Origin of the sequence: Aliiroseovarius crassostreae, assembly GCF_025137635.1 — a bacterium.
Lineage (GTDB): Bacteria > Pseudomonadota > Alphaproteobacteria > Rhodobacterales > Rhodobacteraceae > Aliiroseovarius > Aliiroseovarius crassostreae.
In genome coordinates this window covers 22,197-44,240 of sequence record NZ_CP080773.1, presented here as the reverse complement: position 1 = coordinate 44,240, position 22,044 = coordinate 22,197, and the positions used below count along the sequence as shown (strand labels likewise).

The following is a 22,044-nucleotide window of genomic DNA, read 5'->3' as shown; positions in this document are numbered from 1 at the left end:
AGTTGCTTGGTCTTTGTCCTTGGTCGCGAAGTAGCCAGAGGCTGCATTATCCATCTCCCGAGGCAAACCAACCTTTCCCGCGACTGTAGGGTTATTTTAAGGCCATGCTCTTGACCCACTTGTTCTCTATACCCGAAAAATAATCGGAAAGGCGGTCCTCAACATGCTCTGGGTTCCAGACAGCTGCTCGCTCCAACCCTCGGCACTCCTCTAACGTAGCCGGTCGCTCTTCATAACCCGCTGGATAGTCAAGTGATTTGTGATATATCGTCAGCCTCCCCGAAAGCTGATCTTGCTTGAAAAAGTCGGATCCTCGCTTTTCATCTTCGTTCAACTCGAGAACACCAATCCGTTTCCAGCTACTATTTTTGTTAAACGCATAGTTCATCACCCAAATGCGAAACAATGTTTCTGCACTTTCTAGAACTTCAACATTCTCTAGCTTCTGAGCGGATTGGTAATTCAGAAAGGCATACTCACCATAGGGTAGGCATTTCACATACCCAAAACTACCACCTGATAAGGGGATTTCGTATACTTCACCCGGCTTAGCACGGAGCTTAGCCATGTTATCTCCTACTCCTACATCGGACCGAACTCTGAATTCGCAGTATCCAAGTATCTATCGCGTTTCGGGTTGCTATTGGCAATCTCCTGAATGGCGTTTCCAGATGTTCCGCCCTGTGACGCTGCACCACCATTTGCATCAATGAGCTGCTGCTCGCGTCCGCGAATTGCATCCTTGTTGGTTGAAGACCGATCCAACACCGCCGGGCCAAAACCCCGATCTAGTTGCTTAATCTATAACTTGCCCTCAAGAGTGAAACTTATTTTTCCAATCGAAGGGTGAAAGACAATCCCGTATGAATTTTGGGTGGCAACAACGTTTTTAAACAAACCAGAGGCCCAAACTTCATTTTCAACCAATAGCACTTCTGCGCTATTAGAAGATCGAACGACCAGAGGGTTCGGAATGAGAGACTGGAAGTCTAACAGCAAACTTTTTCTATATTTTTTAAATTCTTCCGCACAATTGAAAACCAATTGTTGCTTTGTATACGAGACATCTTCGGCTTGAAGTTCAGCCTTGGAAAGTCGAGTTTGATTTCTTTCCGCTGCAAGTTGCCTGACCCATCGAAGATCTTCGGTATCCATCTGATCAAAACGCGATAGTGAAAAATCATAGGGGTACTGATCCGAGTTTCCTTCTTTCACTTCAATCCAAAAATATGTTTTTGGATTGCCGCTGCGCTCGCCGGCTTGGTTCTGCCGAAACAAATCCACCTGGAAGACGGGTGACAGAAGCTTTTGGAATTTCGCGCTAAATGAACCCCATGTCTCGCGAGAGAACAAAATGCCCCCCAACGAGCGATCCAAAATGACATCGCAGAAATATGCTGGATATTTCAACTCCAACTCAATCGAATTTACCACCTTGATATGTGCTCGCATGTTTGCCAGCTCAGAAAAGGTTGCGAGTTGAGTACTGCGAAATCCGGGCACATGTATGGGCTGATGCCCACCGCTGGCAATCGTTCCTTCATCAGGAGATAGTAAATACCATTGTTCATCACTATTCATTGGTAACTACATTCCCAGCTCTACGAATGCTTGTCCGTTCACTTCTAACAAGTCCTCTCACAAAAGATAGTGCTTCCTGAGGAGAATAGCTTGGGTTGTCCCTCGCAAAATCCGCAAGTCGCCCCGCAAGTCTTCCAGTCCTGCGTCCATGTGAACCGGCTTGAGCGTCAACATTCATTCCATTTTCAACTCCATTGAAATCGAAACCCGCTTCGAGCGCCGCTTGAACCACCGGGCTATCGAGAACGTCTACTGGCATCAAATGGTGGGCCTGTTTCCCCCTTGGAGTACGCATCGCCGAACGCAGTTTTGAGCGTTTTTGAATTGCATCATACGCAAGATCCATTCGGTTCTGAATCCGGGTAACTTGACGGTAAATTTCAGGCGAAACCTTTGCCAACTTACCCAGAGAGTAAGCATCACCCGCATAAGGAACCATTTCGAAGAAAAACTCAAACCAATTCCCTTCCAAGGCTGACATTGCGACATCGACAGCATCAAGCGCATTGTCACCAATTCGACGAGCTACTCCAGATACATTCCGACCACCCAGAGAATACATCCTGCGCGTAATTTGGTTTCTGACCGCAGAAGTAACTTCTTGTCGAATTTCACGATAGCGAGTTTTTTTTGCGGCCCACGATAAGGGGGATTCTCCATTAGGGTCAACAAGTTGAACTGGCCGGTTATGCACATATGCGAACAAATTCAGATTTGGTGGCGCATAGATTCCGCCTGCTGGGGAACCACGCAAATACTCCGCCAAAATCGGATCCGGCGACTGCCACACTGACGTCCGCGGATCATAATACCGCGCGCCGAAGTAGTAGAGTTGGACGTCTTCGTCGAGCTCTTTGCCGGTGAACAGGTAAGGCGTGCGTTGGCGGTTGGAATGTTCTTCCACCCGACGCCTGCGGCCAGCTTGCTCTCACTAATTAATCTACTGACGCTTCAAAACAAGAAACCTGTCGCTGGGACGCGCGAACATCTAAGCTTTCAACTGTTCACAGCGACGCGGACCCAGACGTCATAAAACTCATCACGCGAAATCTCCTCTGCAGTGAACTCACCCTCTGAACTCCACAACGCGTCTTTCTCAGGGAACACACCTTCCGGCAAGACGACTCCGTTGGTACCCGTTGGGTGTTCCTGTGAGGCACACCCAAACTGGCCATTTCTTAATTCTTCAATACATCGCATTGCATAAAGGTCATCACCAATTTCGCAATACTGCACGCGGGACATGCTGTCGAAATCCTGTTTGTAGGTAATTTTCAGATAGTACATTTGTTCATTCCAAACCGTTGGGACCAGCTGCAATGATCCGCCCGGCTAGCGGAAGTGGTCCTTCGTTAGGGATGACGTATACATGTGGGCGCCCATTTACGACAGGCAAGCCTGTCACATCAATCGCGACAAAATTCTTAAACCTTGAACCTTGGAACGGCATGCCAACGAATGTTCTAGACAGTTGGGCATTCGTGCGAGTTCCCGGAACAATGTCAGACACGTACTGACCATCCCCATAAAATGCGTCGTTCGGGTTTGCAGCCTTGGTCGAAGGCAGCAATGTTTGAGATCCAAGAATTCCAACCAGTCCCGCGTCATCGGTGTAATGGAACATGATCGTACGACCCCGCATCGTGTCCGCATCAACATCCGCCATTGAAGTGGGAACCGCTTGAGTCTGGGTCTGCTCTGAGCTGCCGGTAATTGCGTTCCAAAGACCTTTAACTTGATCACCTGCCCATTGCGCACCTGCGACAACGTATGGAGAAGTTTCTTCGATGATCTCTGTGCCAACACCAGCAACATAGCCAAGTGCACCACCAATTAGGGCCCCTGCACCTGCACCAGCAGGAGAGCAAACGACAGCACCAACGGTGCACACTGCACCCGCAGTTCCTCCGATAGCTGCGCCTCCGGCAGCGCCTGCCGCCGTTGTCGCAAGGATGCGGTCATAGTCAATACGACCGACTTCATTACCGTCCGGATCCAGCATGATAACCGGTCTTTGATGACTATATCCAAACAGGTTGAGATTTACCGGAGTGAACACACCTTCGCCGGAACGCTTCCCGTTCAAATACTCCGCCAAAATCGGATCCGGCGACTGCCAGACAGACGTCCGGGGATCATAATACCGCGCGCCGAAGTAGTAGAGTTGGACGTCTTCGTCGAGCTCTTTACCGGTGAAGAGGTGAGGCGGAGCAAGGGAACGTCCGGGGGACGTTCACGCCGTCGAACGCGTGCGTTGGCGGTTGGAATGCTCCTCCACCCAGGTTTCACCGAAGGGGAGAGAAGCGGATCAGGCGGTGGTCCAGAGGCCCCTGCCCCGCTGAACGCCCGCAGCCAGCGCAGCGCGGCGGAGGGCCTACGTGTTGGATGAGGATGGATCAGGGCGTGATCCCGGGGATCACTCCCCCATGCGAACGTGCGCAGCACAGGACCGTCGATATCCGTCCCATAGCAGGGCGAGCCGAGGTGATCGGGGTGGGAGAAGTAGAAGATGCGTTCTTCTTGCGTTATGCAGAGTTGTTTTAGTACTCCGCTTTACTGCGTTGATAATCCGCATACCACGTTTCAGCACGTTCGGCCCAGTCTAATTCACCTTCCAAAAGTTTTGGCCAGTAGTCCGAATTTGGGTTGAATTCTTGAGCGATTGACCAAAACTCCTTTGGATCGTACCGAACATAGTCGACTCCATATTCTATCAGACCCTTACGAAGTGCTTGGGTGCAAGCTTTGAGCATGCCCTCCACATTGTCAAACGCCGTTAGGTATTCGCGTTCTTCTTCTGGAACACTTAACTGGAAATAGGCTCCAAATTTGAGTTGGCTCGGGTGAGTTGGTAATTCTGTGTGAAAATACATACGAAGCGGACACCATTTTGTATCCTGAGAATGAGAGAAGCTTACCAAATTGGGTCCAAGTGACTTATTCTGGCCTTTTATAGAATTTGCCATAAGCCAAATTCCCCGTATCGGCACCCATGCGAAATCCAAAAATAAGCAACCTTGCCATTGGGAAACTTTATTAGGCAGATCAGGTCCGTCAAACAGATAATAGAGCGCGCACAGGTCTAAAGGCAGAACTATCCCTAAACCTTCCAAGTGTTCGAAGTAGTTTCTTTGTTTGCGGCCCCGCTTCATGTATGGAACCACAAGTGACCCATTGGCTTCATGCGCAGCTTTAAAATCCTCCAAGAGCGGCAGGAAATCTGCCGCCCTCCTTTTGATGTCATCCTCGGTAAATTCCATGTCAGTAGCCCCTATTCAGGCGGAGGAGTGTAGACATTCCCCGGGACAATATAAACATGAACTGTGTCTCCAGCTTGACAGTTTTGCACAGCACACGCCCCTCTAATCAGTCCACCTTGTACAAACTGCTGCCAAAGTGGAACCTTTTCAACATGCGCGCCAGCTCCGCCCTGAAGTGTGGCCGCAAAGGGATATTCTTCGTATGAAGATGGTCTTAGCTGGTTGTCGAGCGTGACATAACTGCCAACCGGGTAGGATTGTCCACTGAGCGCTGCGCGCCGTCTCGCTGCGCTGTTTTGGCCGTCAAGCGTTCCACGCGGATCCCATGTCAATACATTTCCATGGCCGTCTGCCATACCCCGCGCGTCAGCTGCCGCGATATCGGGTATGACCGCTTCAGGGATAAGAATGTACTTTTGATTATTGCGCGTTGCTTCCTGCCCAGCTGCGGTGTCGATGAACGCCAATTTCATTTCTCTAAAGCTTGTACGTTGCAATACGGCATTAGCGATAGCTCCAGCCTCCGAAACCTGTGCCATATCAGCCAAGTCACCCGGCGCAGGCCCTGAGTTCGTCAGCGCCTCGTTGGCCAGATAACCTAGGCCAAGCGCGGAAACTACCCAGCTCAAGCCCTTTCCAGCCGCTGCAACAGCACTCACACAGGCGCCGGTGATCGGTGGAATCGCACAGGCTTGTGCTGCATTCCCATCCGGATCAATCATTACTACCGGTCTATTATGGCTGTAGGCATACAGGCTTAGATTTTCTGGAGTAAATACGCCCTCGCCACCTCGCTCACCTTTCAAATAGCTCGCCAAAATCGGATCCGGGCTTTGCCAGACAGACGTCCGCGGATCGTAGTAGCGCGCGCCGAAGTAGTAGAGTTGGACGTCTTCATCCAGCTCTTTACCTGTGAACAGGTAAGGCGTGCGTTGACGGTTGCTGTGCTCCTCCACCCAGGTTTCACCGAAGGGGAGTGAAGCGGATCAGGCAGGGGTCCAGTGGACCCCTGCCCCGCTGAACGCCCGCAGCCAGCGCAGCGCGGCGGAGGGCCTACGTGTTGGATGAGGATGGATCAGGGGGTGATCCGGGGGATCACTCCCCCATCCGAACGTGCGCAGCACAAGATTGTCGGTACTGTTATGTTCGTGCTTTTGTTTGCGGATCAGATCATTTTCTCTCGCCACGCATCAAGCGTGTTCAAAAATTCACCAAACCCCAGTTCTCTACTATCGATACGTTTCATTACGGTTGAGCATATATGCACAACAGGGCACTGATCATCATGAGGAAATCCAATCACTGCGGGTTGACCAGAATGGGCATATCCTCGATCAGCAATTCCCCACCGCAATCCCGGAAACTCTTTAAGTAAACATTCCCCAAAGTAATATCCCATCCGGAGCAAGCACATATTTGAATCATGATCATAATATGACTCCCCTTTTGCATGCATCGGAAGTTCTTTTAGATACTCAGGCAAACGATCCCCCCAAGGCCGATACTTCGGGCGAACAATGGGGTCAAATTCCTTAAAATACGAAAGCAAATACTCTCGCCCTATATCAAAATCCTGACCCGCTTCGTGTTTTAGACGAATGGTTTCGTGAAGGATTTTTCCTTCGGTAGCAAGGAACTCATGCAAAAACTGACCCGCTTCTGCATCGCTCATTTCATCGAATGATTTTGGTTCATCATCAATGCTCAATGTATTTGATTCCATTTTGTTTTAGGAAATCTTTAATTGATTGATCCGCTCCTTGGAAGAAGTGCCAAACTACATCATCCACTTTACCTGTACGAACTAACTCAGCATCTTTCAGAATCTGCGTACGATAAGATGAATTGAGTTTTACGTTCAATCCAGCTTTGGCTTCGTGGGCAACACCATCAACCAGCCTATCCACATATCGCAATCCTTTTGACGTTTTGAATGCCTTGGATGGTTTAGTTCCAGCAAATTTGAGGTATGCTCCAAGTCTAGTTTCACCCCATTTACCAAGTGGCACCGCAGCTTTTGGTACAAGTGCCCCAGCTCCATCAACCGCTTGCTTGCCTCCCGATACGGGTGCCTTAGCGGCACTACCGATGCCCAAAGTCAACGGACCGAGCAATTCTGCCGCCGTAAGGGCATCATCCAATCCTCTCATGAATCGGCCTTTACCAACCCGCCCCATCTGGCTGTTTGCCAAGATTAGAGTGTCTCGAATATATACTTCACCAATTGCTTGATTAAGCCTACCTTCCTCAATCGCGATTTGGAGCTGTTCAGCTCGAGCATAGTTCTGGAGAGCAGTTCCCAAGTTTACGGCATCCGCTCTTTGTTGTGTGTCGAATAGATCAAAGATGGGTTCTTCACCATTTGGATCACTGAGAACCACAGGCCTTTGGTGACTATACCCAAGCAAGTTCAAGTTCCTCGGCGTATAAACACCTTCACCTGACCTCTCTCCCAAAAGGTAGTCAGCCAAAATCGGATCCGGCGACTGCCACACTGACGTCCGGGGATCATAATACCGCGCGCCGAAGTAGTAGAGTTGGACATCTTCATCCAGTTCTTTACCTGTGAACAGGTAAGGCGTGCGTTGACGGTTGGAATGTTCCTCCACCCAGGTTTCACCGAAGGGGAAGTATTCCACGTGTTGGAACACCAATCCGTCGATATCGGTCACATAGCTCGACGAGCCGAGGTGATCGGGGTGGTAGAAATAGAAGATGCGTTCTTCTTGCGGGCCGGTGGTGCCAGTGCCGCCTGATCCACCGCCAGTGCCGCCTCCGTTTCCGCCACCGGACCCGTTTCCATTGCCATTGGCGCCGCCCGCATTCGGGTTGTTGCCATGGGCGTTGGCGCTGCCCGCGCCTTTGCCATTGCCGTTGTTGCCATCAACGGGCGCTGCAAGGGTGGTGGGGGTCGAACTTGTTGACGTGCTGTCTTCGAACACCGGCTGCGAGGCCAGTTTCGTGACAAGCCGCTGCGCGCCGCCGAAGATGTGTTTCGACCCCACCTGACGGCCACGAATGACGTAGAACTGGTTGACATAAACCGTCTCACCCTGCGCGCCGACCTTGAAGATCCGCTCGCCCGCGTCGTTGTATTTATAGGTGGTTGTGGCCCCGTTATCGGCGATCGACTGGATACGGTTTTCCTCGTCCCAGGTGATCGTGCGACGGGTGCCGTTCTGGTCATGCTCCCATCCGGTCTGGTTGCCGTTGGCATCATAGCTGAAGGCACGGTCCCCGATATGGGACGGCGCATGGGGCTGGGCCCCGCCATAATCATAGGCCCAGTCATAGCTGGTCTTCATCTGTTCGCGATCCGTGACCAGATGGCTTTGCGTCTTGGTCGTGATGTTGTGGATCGTGTCGTAAGACATCGACAGGGTGAAGCTTTCGGGGTTGTTGGGAGCATTCCAGCTGCCCGTGGCCCCGATCAGGCGATACAGGTCGTCATACTGATAGCTATAGGCCGTGGCCCCGCCCAGCAGGCTGGGATCGGCATTTTCCGCCAGGTTGGCCTGCGACAGGATATTGCCCACCAGGTCATAGCCATAGGTCATGTTCTGGAAGGTGCGACCGGTCTGCGCGCTGTGGGTTTGCAGCGTGTCCAGACGACGGGTGTCATCGGTATAGCTGTAGGTCGACGTGGTGTCATTGCCCAGGCGCATGAACACACGCTGGCCGAACTTGTCGTATCCCATTTCCTTGAGATAGCTGTAGTCGAACCCGGCTTTGGCCCCGTCAATGGTGATCAGTTTGCCACCGCTGTCATAGCCGTTCACCAGCACCTCACCATCCGGGTAGATCATGCTCTGCAGACGGTTCCAGGTGTCATAGGTGTATTCGGTTGTATAGATCTCGGGGCTGCCCGCCGAATTGCCCTGCGTGTCCGAGGCCACCGTCAGGATGGTTTTCACCGTCTCCCCCAGGCGACCATAGAAACGCTCTTCGGTGCCTGCCTGCGACTGCACGGTCACAATCCGGTTGGCCCGGTGATCCGATGCCCCCGGCGCGCCGTAAGTGTAGGCGATATTGTTGCCGGTGAACTCGGGATAGGTCACGCCCATCAGGCGGTTGAAATCATACTGATAGGTGATCTCGCTGCCGGCTGCCGCCAGGTTTGCGGTCTGTTTGGCAATCAGGTTCGAGGCCGGGTCATAGGTGAACTCGGTCAGGCCCATATCCGGGCTGTCGATGGCAATCTGACGTCCCAGATTGTCATAGCTGGCCGTGGTCTGGTTGTCCTGATCATCGGTTACCAGCGTGATCTGTTTCAGCGGATCATACTGATACGAGGTCCAGATTGTCGGTTGCCCGCCGGTCGGGTTCATCTCTTTGACCGAGGTCATCAGCCCGCGCACATCCGCATAGGTTTCGCGCATCTTGCCTTCGGCATCGGTAAAGAGTGTGCGGAACTGGGTCAGCCCCTCACGGTCCGGGCCGAAATCATAGGCCATCTGGGTCGAGGACCCATCCGGAATGGTGATGATCAGCGGACGATCCAGAATGTCGTAAGTGGTGACCGTCGGTGCAACATTATCCTGGGTGTCGTTGAACACACCCTGGCTGCCAAGGGCTTCCTGCACCGGGTAATATTGCTCAATCTGGCGCCCGACATGGTCAAACATCACGCGGCCCGAGGCCACCATCATGTCAACATAGCTGCCGCCCTGATAGATCGTTGCATCCTTCTTGGTCTGCAGCACGCGGCCAAGGCCATCGGCAAACAACACCGTTTCGATCGGATCCGACAGGTCACGATAGCTGTCGATATGCTGGGTCAGTGCCCAGGACAGATCCACAGCCGGGTAGGTGACCGGCGCATTGGGCACATCACGCTTGGGGTGGTAGGCGAAGGTGATCGTCGCATCGGCATCCTGATAGGGACCGGTGATGGTCAGAACCCGGCCGAACTCATCCAGCGTGTTGGTGATGGACTGGGCGTTGATATCGGTGGTGCTGGTGACCTCGCCAAAGCGGAAGTCGTATTCAGCGGTCGAGCCATAGCCGAAACTGTCCGACGTCGCGGTGACATAGGTCTGCACAACCGGGTCAAACGTGTAGTCCAGCGTATAGCGCTGCCCGTTCAGGTTCTCAGCCCCCTGAACCTGTATCAGGTTCCCACGGATGTCATAGGCCAGCGTGGTCTGCGACACGGTGCCGTTGGCCAGATGGGCGTTTACCTCCAGCAGGTTGCCGGTGCCGGTTTCAAACACGGCGGTGCGGCGGCGCATCTCTGCCCCATTGCCATTGACCACAACCTGGTTGGCCTTGCCGACGATATAGGCCGCCGGATCGCTGTGATAGCTGATCAGGCTTTCCACATCATCCGCTGCCGTATCCAGGTTGGCGGCATCAAAGAAGCGGGTCACATTGCCAAGATAATCATAGGCGAAGGTGGTGTAGGTCGATTTGCCTGCACTGCCCTGCCCTTCATAAAAGGCCTTATCGGTGCGCACCAGTTGCGGGAAGATGGTGGCCGTCAGCGACGCAACATCCCCTGCGCTTCCCGCATGAACATCGCGGAACGCATAGCTGTTGGTGGTTTCAAGATACCGGTTGCCCGCCGCATCCTGCGTGAGCGAGGACAGCATCAACCCTTTGCCATAATAGCTCGTGTTGTCGTAGCTGTTGGTGATCGTGCGATAGACCGTCTCGTTGCCCGCTGACACATAGTTCAGGTGGTTTTCCGTCACGGTCGCAAAGCCATAGAACTCGCGTTCCTGACGATCATAATAGCCGTCTGCATAGGCAAAGGTCGACACAAGACGATCAGACCCGTCCCCGTCAAACCCGTCATAGACTTCGACGCGGTTCATCACCCAGCGGTTCGACGGCTGGTCATAGGTATTGCCGGTCACGCCATAGTTCATCGCAATCGTGCTGCCCAGCGGACGATGCACGGTCTTGAGCATATTGGTCCGGCCTTCGGTGCCATAGCTCACCCGCAATTCATTGTCGTCGGTTGACCGCAACAGATCCGGGTCGCCATCACCATTCACATCCGAAATGCGCACCAGCGACCAGCTGGTGGTTTTCCCAAAGTTGAGACCTCCACCGATGTCGATATAGAAGACCGGGAAGAGCGGAATGACCGGGATATAGCCGGTGGCACTTCCTCCGCCGACGCCCAGCGATTTCGAGTTCGTCTCGACAAACGCGCTGCCCTGCCCGCCACTTGACCAGGAAACGGCGCTTTCAAACCCGCTGCCCGAGTTCAGGGCGACAATCAGATCCCCCGAGGATCCGCGGCGCACCGCATCCAGCATCCCATCGCCATTGATGTCGTTCAGGCTGGCGTTCACGCGGCTATACCCTTCGGAATAGCTGCCCGACACACTCAGGCTGCTCAGGCCGGTGTTGAAGCCCAGCGAGATGGTATCACTGTGGTTCTCCGCATCGTTCAGCGGGGTCAGGCCATAAGTTTCATCAAGCGGCAGGTAGGAATAACCGGTGCTCAGACGCACTTTCAGCGCATTCCCATCCTGCTTGACCAGATCCGGCAGCCCGTCGCCATTTACATCCTGCAGATCGTAATCCGCATAGGTCTGTGTGGTCGGGGTGAACGAGATACCAATCGTGGCGCGACCAAGGTTCAGGGACAGTTGGCCATAGGCCCCCCCCGATCCTGAGGCCGAGAGACGACCGTTCTTGTCGGCCATCGGGAAGAATTTGCCATCGCCAATCGACAGATATTCGTTGGAGGCATGGCTTCTGCGCGTATAGGCCTCGTGGTTTGCGGCCGTGGAGGTGGTGTTCTCCAGCGCACCCAGCATATGGGTGTATTGGGTCCGGCCATTCGGCGACAGGATGTCCGGGAAGCCATCGCCGTTCACATCCATATAATCCAGGATGGAATAGGACTTCGTTTTGGTGAAGTTCAGCGCAAGCCCGACCGCACCAACCGTAAAGTTCCGGTTTTCGGTGACGGAGATCTGCGGAACACCCCGTGCGCCGACAAACACGGTCGGATCCGGCACAGACGGGAAATTGTTGTTCATGCGCGACGATGCCATCTGCGCATCTGCAATAAAGATCTCGTCTTCCTGACCCACCCAACGTGCAACGTCATATTCGGGTGTCAGGGCAAAGATCTTCTGCTCAAAGGACTCGTAGATCGCATCATCTTCATTGCGATCCTCGGCCGCCGTCTGAACGTCAGCTGCCAAGGCTTCCATTTCTGCCTGGGTCGGACCCTCCAGATCAGCCTCGCTGATCGCAATCGGTTGTTCCGGTTCGCTGCCGTCATAGCCAAGATGCAGCCAGCCACGATGGGCTTCGCCCGCCATGGGGGCATAATCCGCACTGTGCAGTTCAGCGACCCACAGCTCATCCACAAGATTGTCGATCGGTGCCGTGGTATCCAGCGGGTCCGGCAGTTCGATATGCAATCTGGCCTCGGTGACATAGCCTGCCACAGCCGCGGTGGGATCGGCATATTCGATCCAGATTTCATCCCCGGCGGTCAGATCAAAGCTGAACTGGCTGGCCACAAGAGACCCACCCACTACCGACAGTGTGTCCTTGTAGATCCGGTTGCCGCCCGATTTGAAGGTCAGAACCATTGATCCATCCGGCACACCTGCGGACAGGTCCACCTCTGGCGTCAGAAGATATGTGCCGGTTTCCGGCACCGTCCAGGCGGTGGCCGGGGTGCTGAAATTGCTGCCCGCCATCAGGTTGATCGTGGAATAAAGATCAACTTCTACCGTCGGGTTTCCATTTCCATCAACCACATCAGACCCATCGGCAAAGGCCGTGTAGGTAAAGCGCGGCGTGTCGGTTGCAGACCAGTTCAGCGCAGAGGCATCAATCCGGCTGTCATTTGACAGGCGCACGGCAATTGTGTCCGCCTCTTGCGTAACCGTGCCGGTATTGGTGTCCACCACCATTGCGACAACGGCCAGGCTTTCCGAGATCGAATAAGACCCGGTGCTGGCGGCGGCGAATGTGTGGCTATCGACCACAACACCGTTCACCAGAAGGTCAAGGACAACATCATCGGTGGTTGCGGCGGTTTTGTTCAGCGTGCCGCTGATCTGAACCGTGCCATCCTTTGGCGCGGACACAGCCCCGTTTCCAAACCCGAAGAGGGTGAAATCCGTATCATGGTCATAGACATGGACCGACAGATCATTTGCGTCTGTCTGCGCAAGATCCACACCGACATATTCGATATGCGGCTCCCATGCGACCTGATCATAAGCCCCGTCATAGTTCGATTGCACCCGGAAATAGATCCGGTCGCCTTTCGACACCGTCAACGGCCCGACATTTGCAGCCTTGGGGGTATAATCATCCTGGGCAATCGAGGTCGTCCAAAGCTCGGCGCCTTCCAGTTGGATGGCCACGCGCACACCATCAGCGGTTTCATAATCCGCCCGGTCCGCCCCGGTGAACTGATGCAATGCAACATCCGACGTGACCTGAACCTGCCCGTCATAAGGCGCTTCCCAGATCGTGACCGCATCCACCAGCGGAGAGGCCTTCTCGATCGCGGCCAGCACGCTGGACAGATCCACATCCAGAACATCCGCAGAGGCGGCACTGTCCGGGATCGGATAAGGCGTTTCGCTGACATTCAGCGTGAACTCGGGCTCGCCATTGGAGTTGATCGTGTTGAACAGAACAGTTGCCCCGTTGATCAGGTCAACAAGCCCGTCCCCGTTCACATCCGAGAAATAGATCTCGCTTTCCGTTGTGCTGTCCGACTTGGTCAGGCCCGCGGTGATCCCCACAAAGGCCACTTCAATCGAACGGTCACCGCTGCGCGAGTTGGACGCGCCAATGCGCTGCAGATTCACAACCGGTTTGGACACGCTGGCAAATGCCACCGAACCACCCCCGGCAGGACCGGAAAGGTTCTTGCGATAGCTGACATTTGACCCGTTTTTGAAAACTTTGTCCGCCAGCCCGTCGCCATCAATATCAATCAGCGCAAGCAGCTCTTCGACGTCGCCTTTGCCGCCGCCAAACTTCGCACCAACAGTCAAAGGCGCGTATTCCCAGGACGGAACGAAGAAGCTCAGACCAATATTGAAGAAGCCACCAATGCTGTCCGTTTCAGACCCCTGGATCGCGCTGACCTTGCTGACATCCCCGCCGGGCACGTTCCAGCTGACCTTCGGCGCAAACCCCTTATAGCTGCCATCGGCATTGCGGGCATCATCATGATAGTCAAAGCTGTGCGAGTTGAAGGCGGTGCCATCGGCGCCATATTGCGTCACGGATTGCAGCAGCGTCTTGTGATAAGCACCTTCGGTATAGGCGAACTCATAGGCCCGCACCGGCGTGCCATCCAGGCGCACTTCGATATGGCGCAGAAGGTCAGCCGTCACCTGCTTGAACCCGCCGCGACCATCAATCACCGTGTCTTTGCGCTCGACGAAACCGGGCAGTTCGCGGTCGCGGGTAAAGAGCACCTCATAGCTGCCCTCTGCCCCGTTATGGCCGGTATAGGTGATCCGCTCGACATAGATGTTCTTGCCGGGGTTGGCCCCCTGCTTCAGACCGGTCGAGGCCACTTTGCCATAGTGGTATTTGACAAAGTTGCCGTTGGCGTCCCGCACCTCGGTCAGTTTCCAGCGGAAAACATTGCCCGCATCGGTCAGAAGAGCTGCGGAAACGTCAATTGCACCACTGTCCAGATTGCCGCCATAGGCGTAACGGGTGCCCATCTTGTCGACCACTTCGAACCAGTAGTTCGACGGGTGGCTGCCGTGGCGGATGATCTTCTGGAACCCGCCTTCGATCCGCGCCTGGAATTCACGATCAATTTCACGTGCCACCAGCGCCGCGCGGTGTGCAACCGGCGTCAGCATCTGACCGTTGAACGAATAGGTCTCGGTCTCGAACCCGGCATCATAGCGCGGCACACCCCAGCGGGTGTCGATCGAGATCTCGGGAACCGTCAGGTTCCACCCCTGCCCCATCCAACCGTTCTGCGCCCCCGAGCTGTAACCCAGCTGCAGCGACGGCGCCATGCCAAGACGGCCCGCCGGCAGTTCAATCGGATAGCCCAGGTTGGCGTCCCCCATATTGCTGGCAGACGGCGCTTCGATCAGGTTGATCTTGGCCGTGGGATCCGCGGCCTTGATGCCCTGGATCTGGGTCGGGTTGAAATTCGCGGTTTGCGGCGATTCCGGTGCTACAACCACGCCTGCGATAAAGTCGGTGAAGTGATCGGTTTCGGCCTTCACCCAATTGGCGTTCTTGTTGACCTGAATACCGGTCAGCGCCACCCAGCGCCCTGCCCCTTCGTCAAAGAAATAGACCTTGATGTCGTCTTCGCCATATCCGGTCGGAATGAAGCTCTCATCATAATCCAGCTTGATGCGGACCTTTTTGTTGAACTTCATATGCGGCAGCATCCGATAGCCTTTGGTGCGGCCACGGGTCACGTTTTTCAGGCCCAGATCCATCCGCGCCAGTTCCGCCGGCAACAGCGGGGTGATGCTGATCGCCACATCCGAATTGACCGATGCCGCGTCCACCTCCAGGGCGGCCCCTTCATTGGTCAGAACCGACGCCGCATCCGCGGTCACGGTCTCGACCGAAGGTTCAGGCAGGTATCCCTCGACCGAGCTTCCGGCATCCTCCAGCGCGGCAAACGGAACCGTGGTCACGGTTTCCACCCCATCCGGGGCCACAAGCGTGACCTGCACCGACCAGGGCTGATCCAGCGTCGTCGCTCCAAATCCGGCCTGCTCGCGCGAGACCAGAGCCTCAAACGAGCCGCCCGACATGGTCACAGGCAGACCCGCCACAAACACCTGAGCCGCCCCATCGGCGGTTTCCGGTTGCGAGACAAAGCCGCGCACAAGGCCAACCGTGCCGTAGTTTTCGCCGTTAAGAGGCCAGCTCAGCTTCAGCTGGCTGTCGCCCCATGTGGCCCCCAGTTCGGACCCCGAAACGGAAATCTCCGAAAGGCTGAAAGGCACTGAAATATCAGCGAAACTCAGTCGATATTCAGAGGCTCCATAAGAGGATACGGGCAGATCGACCACGTCGCCTGCCGCCACGGCGGACAGGTCAATTGCGGATCCGGCCGCAACCCATTCCGATCCGATCTTCGCCGCAACCTGCACCGTTCCGCTGGGCACGCTGGCAAAGGACACGGAAATCGCCTCAAGGTCGGCTGTTTTCTCAAGCCCCAGAACAACGTCTGACGCGCTGCTATCCACGGTCAGGGTCGTTGCCGGGTTTGCGTCAAGAACGGCTGCAGTTGCGTCGGTGACCGCAATTTTTGCACCCGTGGCAAGTTCCACCACCAGGCGCATATTGCGCAGCTCATAATAGCCCATCGACGCGCCAAGCGCGTAGCTTACATGGTTTTGACCCGCCTTGAGATGGGTCGGGTCGATTTCCTCAATCTGCGCCACCCAGTCTTCGCTGGGCGCAAAGGGATAGCCCCCCTGGAACGGCTGGCCGTTAAAGGCGCGACCCAGCGCGATCATCGCCTGATCCCCACGACCTTCATAGGCCAGGTAAGCAGCGCGGATTTCGGTTGTCAGATAGGGAAGATCAAATTCCGACGTCACAACCGGTGTTGTGTCATCCAAAAGAACCGGATCTGCTGCCGACAGCAGATCCACCCGGCGCCATGCCCCGTGGCTGGTCTGTTCCGTGAGTGCGGCCATTGCGGCGTCACGTGACACGGCGCCAATGGGTTGGTCTCCCCAAAACTCGATCTCGGCCAGCGCCGTGGCATCACCACCAGCGATCGGAGTCAGTTCAAGCGAAATTGTCTGGGTTTCAGCGATGTTTGCAAGCGCAATCCGGTTCCACCCATCTCCGAGTGTGGACAGATCAAGCGAAAGGTCAGGCGTGGTGGTGCTGGCAGAGGTGGTCAGGGTCAGTTTGTATGGTGCCGGGCCAAACACACGCATTTCGCGAACCGGATGCTGGCCATCAAGGGTGATGTCCACACGGGCGTTGCCAAACAGCGTCAACCCGGATCCGGTGTCGCGATCAAACGCCAACAGCCGGTCTCTCTGCTCTTGCAAAGCAACCGAAGCGGGCAAAGCATCATCTGATGTGAGAGAGACTGATCGGACCGGCAATCGGGCGATCGTATCAGCATGGGCAGTTACAGTTGAAACAAAAAGAACTGGTACAAACGCGAGAAACAGAGCACGAGACAAAAGTCGCCCAAACATAGCATCACCTACAAAATACAAACTACTTATAAGGGTATGTTAGTCATTAACCTTTAGTCAACCTTTTGTTGTATTTTTATTATCTATATTTATCAGTTAGTTATGGCGATATTTTTTACGGATGGAATACATATTCAACTATTGGCGGATCTTGTTTTGCAAGTTAAATATTCAGCACCGAGAGCGCCCGACAGCTTGCACGCCTATCCACCCGACCCTGACGGCCCGCGGCAAAAATCTCACGACTGAATTACGGTATGAGGGCAAAATTCCTCTGGCCGTGGCGTGGCGTGGGCGGATTGATCGCAAAATCTGACTTTGACCCGCCGTTTTGGGCGGCACAGCGTCACCTGAGTGCAACCTATGCCAGAAAGATCCTGCGCGCGCCAAAAACCACGTGAGATGCCCCCCCTCCCCCTACGGATCGCCTGCAACCCAAGCGAAACTGCGCTCGGTTCTATCACACCGGAGCGCAGCCTCTCTCAGCTCTGCCAACTGATCAGATGGATTGGGCGAACAGCCTGCTCTCATGTGCTTTTACACACATACGGACGGTTTCCCCGAAATTCCCGGCACTGCTGCGCAGCTCTGGGAATACGGCGAAAAGCTCCTCTCGGGCCTGATCTTCCACCGCGTCCAACCCGGTGCCGCCGGGGAAAAAGCTCTCGGTGGCGGCGCCTTCGGCATAAACGATCTCGTGCTGGTCGAACATGATATGCACATAGGTGACCTCACCGCCGACCTGTTCGGCAACCGTCCCCCCGTTCACCAGATGTTTGGCCGTGGCAAGCACTTCGCTTTCCCCGAAGATCAGGTTGGCATTGGCCCCCTGGATCAGCATCCGGTGCTGTGGACTGACAAGCAGAGGGCGGGTGTTGCCCAACGCGCCCGGCGCAAAGCGGATTGGCGCAAGGCTGCCCCGTGCGGGCACGGTGCGCTTTCCAACCCAGCGTATCGGTTTCACCCCATTGTCGCGGGTGAGAACCAGATCACCCGGGCGCAGGTCCTGCACCTCACGCGTGCCAGCTGGCGTGGTGATGCGCGTGCCTGCCGCAAAGCAGATGATGATATTTTCGATCTCGCTGAAGGTCACCACCGAACCGTCATCAAGCGTGGCAAAGCCGCTCATGCCGCCACCGACCCCCGGATCGGTGTTGGTATAGGTGATGTTGTCCCAATGGGTCAGGCCGCGGAAATCCAGCGTGTCACCATTGGTTTCGTCAGTTTCACCGCCGACAACAGTGATATTGCCCGTTCCGGCCTCGCCGTAGTCGGTGACAACAAACAGGTCGTCCCCACCGTCCCCATAGACGGTATCCCCTTCGGCAAGGGTGATCGTGTCCGCATGATCCCCGCCGTGGATCTCGTCCGCGCCTTCCCCGCCGGTAAGAACATCACTTCCGGTTCCGCCAAAGACGGTATCATCCCCTGTGCCCGAAAGAACGGTATCATCACCGGCACCGGCAAGAATGCTGTCATCATTCGACCCGTCGGAATGGTCATTGCTGTCAACCAGATCCCCTTCGGGATCCCCCGTATAGGAGCCGTCGATCAGGTCGCCGCCGCTGGTGCCCTCTACGATATAGTCGCGGCCGTCCGGGATACCGATGGCAACCAGTTCATCAATGGAATCCACCTGTTCCGGCGTCACGCCGACCAGCGTGATGCTCTCTCCCCCCGGGAAGTTCAGAACCGCGTTGCCCGACCCGTCATCGGTCACCGTCACATCCGTTGTGGTCACCGGTGTGGTTCCGCCATCGCTGGTCAGGCCCGACACATCCAGCTGGTCATTGGCAGTGCCATCACCGCTATCGGCAACATCGAAATTCGCAACCTGTCGGTCCCCGGACCCATCCGCCAGGATCAGCGTGTCACGCCCGCCGCCCAGATAGATTTTCTCGATTTCCGAATAGGTTGCGGTTGAACTGCCATCCGAGATCGTGCCCGCCTCGGGGTCGGATCCGGACATATCAACCGTAACACCCGTTGAGCCGGTCAGGGTGATCGTGTCCAGATCTTCGCCGGTGGTCACACCCTCGCCGCCGACAATCGTATCATTGCCAAACCCGTCATCAAGCAGGAAGACATCATCATCGTCGCCGCCGGTCAGACTGTCCGCCCCGGCCCCGCCAGAGATCGTGTCCGTTCCCGCGCCACCGTCAATCACATCCTGACCGGAGCCACCGGTGATCATGTCATCCCCGGCCCCGCCAGACAGGCCAAGACCCGAGCTGTCAAGGCTCGCATCAATGGTGTCGTCACCGCTGCCGGTGGCAATGTTCTCAATCTCTGTGAAGGTTGCCGTATTGGTGCCATCGGTGAACGTGCCGGCCTCGTCGCCCGTGAAGGTCACCGTGGTGTTGGTGGTCATGGCGCCACCGTCAATCACATCCTCATCCGTGCCGGTGGTGGTGGTTTCCCCGCCGATGATCGTGTCGTTGCCGAAACCTTCCTGCACCAGGAAACTATCCGCATCGGCCCCACCATCCAGGCTGTCATTATCCGCACCACCATCAATGGTGTCGGCCCCGGCGCCACCAGAGATCACGTCATCCCCGGCCCCACCATCAATGCTGTCATTCCCGGTGTCGGTTGTCGTGCCGAAAGCATGAGATTCTTCAAACGGAACAGGGTTGGGCCCAAACTCCCCCCCGCTGATCGTCATATCCAGATCCTGGGAATTTGCGGTTGTGTCCTTGGCATACAGAATGACGACATCATGGGTGCCAGGTGTCAGCGTGATCGAACCGCTGGCGGAATTTTCGCCAAGGGATTCGGACAAGAACACCTGCTGACCGTCAATATAGAGAGCCGCCGAGTTGTAGAAATCCGCATCAAACGTATATGTCCCGCCTTCAACCGTAATCTGGGTCGAATAGACAAGTGCGTGACCTTGCGTATCCCCATATCCAATGCCCGTCGGCGGGGACTGAGCCTGAATTTCGGGATCAAGGAAATCGGACGTGGTGGTCCCATTCTCATTGACCCGCAAATAGGCGCCACTGGGGGCAAGATCGCCCGTGCTGACATCAATTGTCCCGTTGGTCAGGTCAAAATACGTGTCAAGCGTGGTGGCTTCTGTATTGTTGGTTAGGCCATCAATATCAATGTATTGAACCGAGAAATTTGCCGATAGCAGACTGTCATCACCGCTGATGACATCATCCCCAGCGCCGCCCTGAATGGAATCGTCGCCCTCTCCGCCATAGATGGTGTCGTTGCCCTCACCGGCCACCACCGTATCCGCGCCCGCCCCGGCATCAATGCGGTCATCATTCGACCCATCCGAATGGTCGGTATTGTTAACCTTGTCTCCTTCGGGATCCCCCGTGTAGGAGTCGTCGATCAGGTCGCCGCCACTGGTGCCCTCGACAATATAGTCAGACGGCGCCGCATCCCGGAAGTCCAGGTCATTGACCATCGGCGTCGCACCGGAGCCATCCGCCCCGGTATCACCATCGCTGTCCGCCAGCGAGAAGTTACCCGACCCGTCGACATCCGCGTCATTCACGTCATGGCCAACCACATCGTCAACCACGTCCTTGATGCCGTCCCCATCGCTGTCTGCCGACGCGTCAATCTCGGCCTGGGTGAAGCCATGACCAGCTTCGTCCACATCCAGAATGCCATCATTGTCGCTGTCAGTATCGAGGTAATCGGCGGTCCCGTCCCCATCTGTGTCGACCGGGGTCAGCCCCGCCGCCTCATAGGCATCATCGAGCCCGTCCCCATCGCTGTCCACGCCGCTGGGGGCGACATAGCCATCGGTGGTCTGCATCTCGACATTGTCGGTGATGCCGTCATTATCACTGTCCAGATCAAGGTGATCGGCAATGCCATCGCCATCGGTATCGGTGGTGGTAATCGTGGTCTCAACCGCGAATGTGTGATCCGCCTGCGTTCCAAAAGACGGGTTCGCGCCGGAATCAATGACCGTCACCCCGTCAACAGCCACCTGATAGCTGCCCAGGGAGCCACCGGTCATCCCATCGCCATAGGTGTCATAGACCGTGAATGTATAATCCCCGAGGTCGGTCACCGCGACATTGGTAACCTCAACCACGTTATTGGCCGGGTTGCCACTGGCAATCAGCGTGCCGGACGCATCGCGCAATTCCCAGGTGTTTTCTGCACCCGACCAGTCATCCCCGTCAAAGGTGATGGTAATCGTGCTCGGCGTGCTCTCGCTATACCCTTCATCCACATCCAGGGTGCCGTCGCCGTCATCGTCGACATCCACGGAATCCATCACACCATCACCATCTGTATCAACATCCGGGATATCGAAGGTGAAATCTGAAATCCCCGATCCCCCCGAAGAGGGGGCATCGGTGCCGTTGTCAAGTATCAGGACAATGCGGGAAATCGACCCGCTATAGCTGAAATTGACATCATTCGCAGTGGTTCCCTCGCTTTCAAGCGTCACCGATCCGTCCGGATTGGCATAGACAATGTCCTGATCCATGCCGCTCAGCGAGGCGATGATCAGCGAGGAATCGATCAGATCGCCGTTTTCGTCATAGGCATAGATCGTCCACATGTCGTCATAGGTCGGCTCACTGCCATTGACGTGCTGGAAATCGAAGCTCAGATTATCAACCGGGTTCGAAAAACTGTAATCAGCAGTGATCGCTTCGGTTACACCAAACGCCCCCAGATCAGCGATGTTGTAACCCGATTGGGTCGCATCCCAATTGCCGGTAAAATCAGCCGTAACCGTGGTGCTGCGCGTCCCATCTGAGATGACGGTCGATCCGTCCTCGGCCAGACCCGTTGCCCCGTTGATCCAGAGACCATTGTCCAGAATTGCCATTACCCGTTCCTCACTACCACGCCGCGCTCATCGGCATCACACAAAATCCAGCTTTCTATGCGCTTGTTGGCGCAGGTATTTCCAACCATTGCTTAAAAAAGCAAGCACCCACGGCAATCATTTGACCAAACGAGGGCGTTTTGAGACGCAAATCTGGCCGAAATGTGGCGCGCGCCTTTAAAAAGGGTGCAAAATCAAAGTTTTTCCAGAATCTCACAACCCAAAAGGGAACCCC

General features: G+C 55.4%; 10 protein-coding genes and 1 pseudogene. All 11 read right to left on the bottom strand.

Annotated elements, in window-relative coordinates; all coding sequences use genetic code 11:
• Positions 1-91: 91 nt before the first annotated feature.
• Positions 92-568, bottom strand: a complete 477-nt coding sequence (locus K3J57_RS15275) for an Imm26 family immunity protein (protein WP_259795162.1) — start codon at positions 566-568, stop codon at positions 92-94.
• A 233-nt stretch (positions 569-801) separates the two neighbouring features.
• Positions 802-1,581, bottom strand: a complete 780-nt coding sequence (locus K3J57_RS15270; protein WP_259795161.1) for a hypothetical protein — start codon at positions 1,579-1,581, stop codon at positions 802-804.
• The gene (locus K3J57_RS15265) at positions 1,574-2,485 is read right to left on the bottom strand and encodes an RHS repeat-associated core domain-containing protein (RefSeq protein WP_259795159.1); all 912 of its coding nucleotides are present in this window, start codon (positions 2,483-2,485) and stop codon (positions 1,574-1,576) included. The genes K3J57_RS15270 and K3J57_RS15265 overlap by 8 nt, the downstream gene beginning before the upstream one ends.
• 92 nt (positions 2,486-2,577) lie before the next feature.
• On the bottom strand, positions 2,578-2,868 hold the full coding sequence (locus K3J57_RS15260) for a DUF6881 domain-containing protein (RefSeq protein ID WP_259795158.1): 291 nt from the start codon (positions 2,866-2,868) through the stop codon (positions 2,578-2,580).
• A gap of 4 nt (positions 2,869-2,872) precedes the next feature.
• Positions 2,873-3,583 carry an HYD1 signature containing ADP-ribosyltransferase family protein gene (locus K3J57_RS16100; protein ID WP_375542850.1) on the bottom strand — a complete coding sequence of 237 codons (711 nt, stop codon included), beginning with the start codon at positions 3,581-3,583 and terminating at the stop codon, positions 2,873-2,875.
• Positions 3,578-3,775: pseudogene (locus K3J57_RS16095) on the bottom strand (RHS repeat-associated core domain-containing protein); the annotation flags it as partial. The pseudogene K3J57_RS16095 and the gene K3J57_RS16100, both read right to left, overlap by 6 nt.
• A 346-nt stretch (positions 3,776-4,121) precedes the next feature.
• Positions 4,122-4,841 carry a hypothetical protein gene (locus K3J57_RS15245; RefSeq protein ID WP_259795157.1) on the bottom strand — a complete coding sequence of 240 codons (720 nt, stop codon included), beginning with the start codon at positions 4,839-4,841 and terminating at the stop codon, positions 4,122-4,124.
• 11 nt (positions 4,842-4,852) lie between these two features.
• On the bottom strand, positions 4,853-5,797 hold the full coding sequence (locus K3J57_RS15240; RefSeq protein ID WP_259797933.1) for an RHS repeat-associated core domain-containing protein: 945 nt from the start codon (positions 5,795-5,797) through the stop codon (positions 4,853-4,855).
• Positions 5,798-6,006: 209 nt separating this feature from the next.
• A complete protein-coding gene (locus K3J57_RS15235; RefSeq protein WP_259797931.1) occupies positions 6,007-6,564 on the bottom strand; it encodes a hypothetical protein in 558 nt (185 codons plus the stop codon).
• Positions 6,539-16,843: a SpvB/TcaC N-terminal domain-containing protein gene (locus K3J57_RS15230; RefSeq protein WP_259797927.1), complete on the bottom strand. Its 10,305-nt coding sequence runs from the start codon at positions 16,841-16,843 to the stop codon at positions 6,539-6,541. Before K3J57_RS15230 ends, K3J57_RS15235 begins: the two co-directional genes overlap by 26 nt.
• A gap of 652 nt (positions 16,844-17,495) precedes the next feature.
• Positions 17,496-21,809: a Hint domain-containing protein gene (locus K3J57_RS15225; protein ID WP_259797924.1), complete on the bottom strand. Its 4,314-nt coding sequence runs from the start codon at positions 21,807-21,809 to the stop codon at positions 17,496-17,498.
• Positions 21,810-22,044 lie beyond the last annotated feature (235 nt).

Excerpts from the sequence above, each read along its gene's own strand:
- K3J57_RS15275 (WP_259795162.1), bottom strand. The coding sequence starts at position 568 with ATGGCTAAGCTCCGTGCTAAGCCGGGTGAAGTATACGAAATCCCCTTA.
- K3J57_RS15270 (WP_259795161.1), bottom strand. The coding sequence starts at position 1,581 with ATGAATAGTGATGAACAATGGTATTTACTATCTCCTGATGAAGGAACG.
- K3J57_RS15260 (WP_259795158.1), bottom strand. The coding sequence starts at position 2,868 with ATGTACTATCTGAAAATTACCTACAAACAGGATTTCGACAGCATGTCC.
- K3J57_RS16100 (WP_375542850.1), bottom strand. The coding sequence starts at position 3,583 with ATGCTGGATCCGGACGGTAATGAAGTCGGTCGTATTGACTATGACCGC.
- K3J57_RS15245 (WP_259795157.1), bottom strand. The coding sequence starts at position 4,841 with ATGGAATTTACCGAGGATGACATCAAAAGGAGGGCGGCAGATTTCCTG.
- K3J57_RS15235 (WP_259797931.1), bottom strand. The coding sequence starts at position 6,564 with ATGGAATCAAATACATTGAGCATTGATGATGAACCAAAATCATTCGAT.
- K3J57_RS15225 (WP_259797924.1), bottom strand. The coding sequence starts at position 21,809 with ATGGCAATTCTGGACAATGGTCTCTGGATCAACGGGGCAACGGGTCTG.